4 protein-coding genes are annotated in these 6,957 nt (G+C 68.6%); 3 read left to right on the forward strand and 1 reads right to left on the reverse strand.

What is annotated here, in order from left to right; genetic code table 11:
• Window positions 1-2,220: ricin-type beta-trefoil lectin domain protein (locus HHX35_RS45020; RefSeq protein WP_310739685.1), on the reverse strand; the 2,220-nt coding region annotated here is incomplete at its 3' end.
• Between the two features lie 426 nt (window positions 2,221-2,646).
• On the opposite strand from HHX35_RS45020, the gene HHX35_RS42190 reads away from it, so the two are divergent.
• From HHX35_RS42190 to HHX35_RS42200, 3 genes are all read left to right on the forward strand, one after another.
• Window positions 2,647-3,387, forward strand: coding sequence for an FCD domain-containing protein (locus HHX35_RS42190; protein ID WP_220506543.1), 741 nt, complete (start codon window positions 2,647-2,649; stop codon window positions 3,385-3,387).
• Window positions 3,388-4,225: 838 nt separating this feature from the next.
• Window positions 4,226-5,773, forward strand: a complete 1,548-nt coding sequence (locus tag HHX35_RS42195) for an arabinofuranosidase catalytic domain-containing protein (RefSeq protein ID WP_182904217.1) — start codon at window positions 4,226-4,228, stop codon at window positions 5,771-5,773.
• A 26-nt stretch (window positions 5,774-5,799) separates the two neighbouring features.
• The coding region (locus tag HHX35_RS42200; RefSeq protein WP_182904218.1) for a ricin-type beta-trefoil lectin domain protein at window positions 5,800-6,957 on the forward strand (1,158 nt) is incomplete at its 3' end.

The following is a 6,957-nucleotide window of genomic DNA, read 5'->3' on the forward strand; positions in this document are numbered from 1 at the left end:
CAGGCACTTGTTGCCGTAGACCCGCAGCTCACCGGCGCTGGTGGAGGTCCACTGCTGGTTGTTCTGACCGTTGCAGTCCCAGATCTGCGCCTGCGCGCCGTTGGCCTGCGACACACCGGTGACGTCGAGACACCGCCCGGACCCCACACCCTTCAGCGCGCTCGTGCTCCCCGACGGCGACGACGGCGACGGGGAGGGGGAGGGGGTCGACGTGCCGTTCCGGGGCCCGGCGGAGGCCATCACGGACTGGGCGCCCGACGGCCACTGCCCGTTGGTGACGGTCACGTTGTTGTTGACGACATTGCCGCGGTCGCCGTTGGTGATGTTGGTGCTGCCGTTGGTCGACCAGTTGCCCGTGACGGTGAAGTTGCCCATGTTCTCACCACCCCAGTAGTTGGCGGTGGCCCAGGTGCCGGTGTTCGAGAAGACGTTGTTCCTGACGGTGTAGTACTTGGAGCCCTCATCGAAGTAGAGCCCGAACCAGCCGTTGGTCCGCAGGCAGTAGTTGTCGCTGATCAGCGCGTTCGGGTTCCACGACAGCGTGTAGATGCATCCGCCGTCGGTCATCTGCTGCATGACGTCGTGCACGTAGTTGCCGATGAGCTTGTTGCCCGACGCCGTGGTGGGCGTGGTGTACCGCGGCTGGTAGTTGTACAGACCCCGGTTGGCGTACTGGGTGCTGCCGCCGGGCTCGTTGGCGCCCCACCCGTAGCCGATCGACATGCCGGTGTAGGGCATGTTGTAGACCTCGTTGTGGGACACGTCGGTGGTCGTGACGTAGGTGGTCAGGACCGAGACGATGCCCCGGTAGTCCAGCCCGAGGTCGTGGATGCGGTTGTCGCTGACGGTGATGTTGCGGTTGACCATCCGCTGGTCGCTGGGGTGGTGGGCGTCGGCGCGCACGCCGCCGACCACGACGCCGCCGGCCGAGCTGCGGGCGATCTCGGACCGGGTGACCGTGATGTCGCTGGCGCCCAGGCCGACACCGCTGGCGTGCGCGTTGGCGTCGTTGCCGATGCCCACCGCCGTCTGGCCCAGGTTGACGAACTGCGAGTCGCTGAAGGTGATGTGGTTGGCCGCCGAGACCTGCACCGCCGCGGGCATCTGGGACCAGTTCGGCCTGGTGGACTCGAACTGCTGGCAGCCCTCCTGGCAGGAGCTGGGCAGGTCGCCGGGCCAGTTCGAGTTGCCCGCGATGTAGGAGCCGGTCTGCTGGTCGGCGAAGCCCTGGTTGCTGCTGGGCCCGAGCCAGCTGGTGCCGGTGAAGGTGATGCCGCTGAAGGTGATGTGGTGCGCGGGCGCGTCATAGGTGCCGCCGACGTCCACCAGGGACTGCAACACCGGCAACTCCACGCTGGTGCTGCTCATGTTCTGCCCGGAGAGGGGGATGTAGGAGAGCACGCCGGTCGCGGGATTGATGTACCACTCACCCGGAGAGTCGAGGAACTCGTAGGCGTTCTCGATGTACAACGGCCCGGCCCGGTGCGGGGTGGTGAACGTGTCGTACCCGAAGATGTTGTTGCTCCAGCTGGGCTGCTGCATCGTGATGAAGTTGCCGCTGATGCTCTGCACCCGCACGTACCGGTCGGTGAACGAACCGACGCTCTCCAGCTCGACCCGGTTCTGACCGGCCAGATTGTTCAGGTAGCTCAGCGCGCTGTTGCCGAACCTCAGCCCGGAGCCGGTGGCGGTGAAGTCGGACCGGTTCACCTGCGTACGCGCACGCGTGGCGAGGGCGCCGTTGACATACAGCTGCCGCGTGTCGATCCCGGTGCCGACGTCGGCCTGCCAGATGTTCTTCGCCTGGTTCGCGAGGGTCCAGCCGGTGACCGCCCTGGCGCCGCTGATGACGGGATGCGCCGACGGCGCCGCCTGCCACACGACCTGATATCCGTTGGTGCCGGAGTCGGCGGCGGTCAGCCGTAGCGGCGAGGAGAGCCGGTACACCCCGTCGGCGAGTTGCACGACGATGTCGCCGGACATGGAGCTGTTCTGCGACCGCACCGCCGTCTGCGCGCCCGACAGCGAGCACGGCTGGGCGGACGAACAGGTGCTGCCGGTGCCCGAGGGCGAGACGTAGAGGGTCGTGGTGGCGGCGCGGGCCGCGGTGGCCGATGCGACGACTGCCATCGCCGCGGTCAGCGCCGCGATGACGAGACCAACCAGAAGCGGTCTCAACACCGCGACTGGTGGGGACGGGTTCTCGATCCGATCGGTCACGTGCTTCTCCATGATGGCGCGGCCTCACGTGTCACCACGAGGAGTCGGGGTGGGGTGAGGTGATGGAAGCCGACGTGGCCGACCACGGTGCGGAGGCATGCGACGCGCCTCCACACACCCGCCGTGTGGTCCAGCCGCAGGAGCCCGGAAGAAGTGCCCTCCGGGTGCTCAGGTACCAATTACGGTGCGAGCACCGAGGCCCGTCAAGACCTTAAGCACACTTATTTTTCACGCCCGCCATGTGAACGTCATGTCGTTGTAACGACAAGAACTGGTTTGGCCAGCGGAAATGCATATCCGCATTGCTTTGTGGGTGGATCGCTCACGTGAACCGTCGGCATGTTTCGTACTCACGACGCGACGGGCAGCCCGCGGGTGACATGGCCCGCAGAGTCATACTTAGGGAGATCGCGAGGAAGGAGCGCCGTGACCGACACCGCGCGTGAGGGCGGATACCGGCCGGGCTACGAGGTGGCGGCCGAGCAGGTGCTGGAGCTCATCGCCCGGCTGGGCCTGCGGCCGGGCGACCGCATGCCGACCGAGAACGACCTGGCCCGGCAGTTGGGAACCAGCCGCACCGTCGTCCGCGAGGCGGTGAAAATCCTCTCCGCGCTGGGCCGGGTGCGCGCGCAGAAGGGCCGCGGCCTGTACGTGGCAGACGACGAGGGGATGCTCGGCGCCGGGCCGTTGGCATCGTTCTTCCTCCCCACCGACCTGGACCACGTCTACATGCTGTTCGAGTTCCGGCGGGCGCAGGAGATGGAGACCAGCCGGCTGGCCGCCCGTCGCGCGGCTCCGGCGGAGCTTCGGGCCATCGAGGAGGCGGTCAGGGTATGCCGTGACGGATTCGAGACCGGACGCGAGGACGTGTTCAACGAGGGTGACGACGCCTTCCACGCCGCCATCGCGACGGCATCGCACAACATGTTCCTGCAGATCGCGGTGCGGGAAGCCCGCCGGCTGCAGGGTCAGTCGGCGATCATCGGGCTACGCGGTTCCGTGGGCGGGCACGCGGCCAAGGCCGTCGAGGAACACGACGCCATCTACCAGGCCATCCGCGCCGGCGATCCGGAAGCGGCGGCCCACGCCGCCGCCGCGCACATCGACAACACGCTGGACGACTACCGCAGGGCGATCCAGCAGCGGCTGTTCTCCTCGGCCGACTGAGACCGTCCCGCCGGCCGCACCACCGAAGTCGCCTCCCTCGTCACTCCTGAGCGCCGAAGCGAATCGTTTCGGCGGAGCGAACCTGTTCGCGGGCGGGCCGAGGGGGCCGGCCCGTTTGAGGCGGTCTATGAATCTTTCATTCGCGCGCAACCGGCAGGAGATCGCGAGCACCCCTGCTGAGAGCCGTGGAAGGGACTCCGGGCCCTTACCCTGGCCGTAAAAGCGCGGGACGGGGTTCTTGACAGGCGCTCGGCTGGTCATATTTGCTTCGCTGCATCCCGCCACCCCCAATCCGCCGGCAGGAAGGATCAACGCTCTGACGGTCTGTTAGCGCTAACAAAGCCCATAGTTGCCGCAAGGAGGCAATAGGGGCTGGATTCCGACACCCGGTCGACGCGAATCGGTTCGTGGACCTTTTTCGAGGAGGTTCAGCGCGAGACGCACTCGCCGATCCGGTGTGACCCGGATGGTGATCCACCGACGTCGCGGTTCGCCGCGCACGACGGCGTAAGGTGCGCCGCTGGCGTTTCGGGCTGCGGCAGGACTCCTCACCACTGTCCGCGACCCCTTCGTCCTCCCGTACACGCGCCTTCGCGCGGATCGGGTCCGCGACCGGGACCCGAGATTCCCTCGGTCTCGACGTACGGACAACGCCGGATCGGTACCGAGCGTAAGGACCGAGGAGCGGTCAGCTCCCACGGCCCGGCCATCCACGGCGGGCCATCCCCACAGCGACCCATCGCCTGGGACACGACCGCCTGCCGCCGGCTCCGGCGAGGCTGCCTGGATTCAGCACGCGGCTGTCTCCGCCGAGCCTTCCCCCCAAGGAGTGAAAGCAATGGGTTCTTCGTCCGTTGACTCGTCGGGCCACGCGGCTCGCGGGCGGCGCTCACCGGCGGCCGTCGCGGCCTGCCTCGTGGCAGCGCTCGCGGCCCTCCTCGCCACCGCCCTGACATGGTCGGGACCGGCGTCGGCGGCGGTGGCGCCGCTGGTCAGCGCGTCGTCGGGGCGCTGCCTGGACGTGGCGGGCAACACCGACGCGCTGGGCGCCGCCCTGCAGATCTGGGACTGCAACAGCCAGGCCAACCAGGCGTTCGAGTTCACCTCGGCCGGCGAGCTGCGGACGTTCGGCGGCACGCGGTGCGTGGACGCGTACGGCCAGGGGACGTCGCCGGGCACGAAGGTGGTCATCTGGTCGTGCAACGGCCAGGCGAACCAGAAGTGGCGGCAGAACTCCGACGGTTCGATCGCCGGCGTGCAGTCGGGGCTGTGCCTCGACGTGTACGGCGCGGGCACGGCCAACGGCACCGCGGTCACCCTGTGGACCTGCAACGGGCAGAGCAACCAGAAGTGGACCACCGCCGGAGGCGGGCCCACCACGTCACCGAGCCCGCCCACGTCACCGAGCCCGCCGCCACCCGGCTCGCGCCCGTGCGACATCTACGCCGCCGGCGGCACGCCGTGCGTGGCCGCGCACAGCACCACGCGGGCGCTCTACAACGCCTACAACGGCAACCTGTACCAGGTGCGGCGCTCCTCCGACAGCGCGACCAGGAACATCGGCGTCCTGACACAGGGCGGTGCCGCCAACGCAGCGGCCCAGGACTCCTTCTGCGCCGGCACCACCTGCGTCATCACCGTCGTGTACGACCAGTCCGGCCGAGGCAACGACCTGTGGTACCAGGGGTCGAGCGTGGTTCCCGGGTCCCCTCAGAGCAAGCCCGCGACCGCGACCACCGAGTCGCTGTCCGTGGGCGGCAACAAGGCCTACTCCCTGTACATCAACCCCGGCAACAGCTACTGGCGGGACGGCCACCTGACCGGCGTGCCGACCGGCACCGCGCCCGAGGGCATGTACATGGTGACCAGCGGCACCCACGTCAACAGCGGCTGCTGCTTCGACTACGGCAACAGCGAGACCACCCGCAAGGCCGACGCCGCCGGCGCCATGGACGCCATCTACTTCGGCACGAGCTGCTGGTTCGGCGGCTGCTCCGGCTCCGGTCCCTGGGTCCAGGCCGACCTCGAATGGGGGCTCTACCCCGGCGGGAGCCAGTCCTGGAACCCCAACCAGCGAGCCTTCACCAGCAAGTTCGTCACGGCCACGCTGAAGAACAACGGCACCAGCCGATTCGCGATCAAGGGCAGCAACGCGCAGTCCGGCAGCCTGTACACCCTCTACGACGGCGCGCTTCCCCCCGGCTACAGCCCGATGAAGAAGCAGGGCGCCATCGTCCTGGGCAGCGGCGGCGACTGCTGCAAGCCCGACGGCGGCGCCAACCTCAGCGCCGGCACCTTCTACGAAGGAGCGATGGTGGCGGGCTACCCCTCCGACGCCACCGAGAACGCCGTACAGGCCGACGTCGTCGCCGCCGGCTACCGCTGACCCCCTAACCGCGCATGGAGTTGCGTATGTTGAGTCACAAATCCCTTTTCGCCGCAATCGCGGCGGCAGCAGTTCTCGTCCTGGGCATAAGCGGCACGGCGCTCGGCGGAACGACGTCGGCCACGCACAGCGCCGTGGCCGCCGCGGCGACCGCCGGATGCGGCAAGGCCCCGACGCTGGCGAGCGGCTCGCACTCGATTGCGAGCGGCGGCCAGAACCGCAGCTACATCCTGCGGGTGCCCGCCAACTACGACAGCAACCACCCCTATCGCCTGATCTTCGGGTTCCACTGGAACGGCGGCACCGCCAACGACGTCGACTCGGGCGGAACCGACGGGTACAACTGGTCGTACTACGGACTCAGGCGCCTGGCGGACGCCGCGGGCAACAGCACGATCTTCGTCGCGCCCCAGGGCAACGGCAACGGCTGGGCCAACCCCGGCGGCCAGGATGTGACCTTCGTCGACGACATGCTCAGGCAGATCGAGGCCGGCCTGTGCGTCGACACCAGCCAGATCTTCTCCACGGGCTTCAGCTACGGCGGCGGTATGAGCTACGCGCTCGCCTGCGCCCGGGCGTCGGTCTTCCGCGCGGTCGTGGTCTACTCCGGCGCGCAGCTCAGCGGGTGCAACGGCGGCACCCAGCCCATCGCGTACATGGGGGTGCACGGCATCGGGGACCCGGTGCTCAACATCTCTACGGGCCGAGGGCTGCGTGACACGTTCGTGAGGAACAACGGCTGCACCGCGCAGAATCCGCCCGAGCCGAGGTCGGGCAGCCTGACCCACATCGTCACCGCCTACTCGGGGTGCCGGGCCGGGTATCCGGTCGTGTGGGCGGCGTTCGACGGGGGCCACACCCCGGGCCCGATCGACGGGTGCACCTGTGACGGCTGGAGGACCTGGACCTCGGGCGAGGCGTGGAAGTTCCTGACGCAGTTCGACACGACCCCGCCGACCTCGCCCTCTCCCTCGCCGACCGTCTCACCGACCGTCTCACCGAGCGGCAATCCGCCGGCGACGAGCGCGCTGAAGGGTGTGGGGTCCGGGCGGTGTCTCGACGTCACCGGTGTGTCGCAGGCCAACGGCGCGCAGGCGCAGATCTGGGACTGCAACGGCCAGGCCAACCAGCAGTGGACCTCCACCAGCGCCGGTGAGCTGCGGGTCTACGGCAACAAGTGCCTC

The organism is Microbispora sp. H10830 (genome assembly GCF_014161375.1).
Lineage (GTDB): Bacteria > Actinomycetota > Actinomycetes > Streptosporangiales > Streptosporangiaceae > Microbispora > Microbispora catharanthi.

Excerpts from the sequence above, each read along its gene's own strand:
- HHX35_RS42195 (WP_182904217.1), top strand. The coding sequence starts at position 4,226 with ATGGGTTCTTCGTCCGTTGACTCGTCGGGCCACGCGGCTCGCGGGCGG.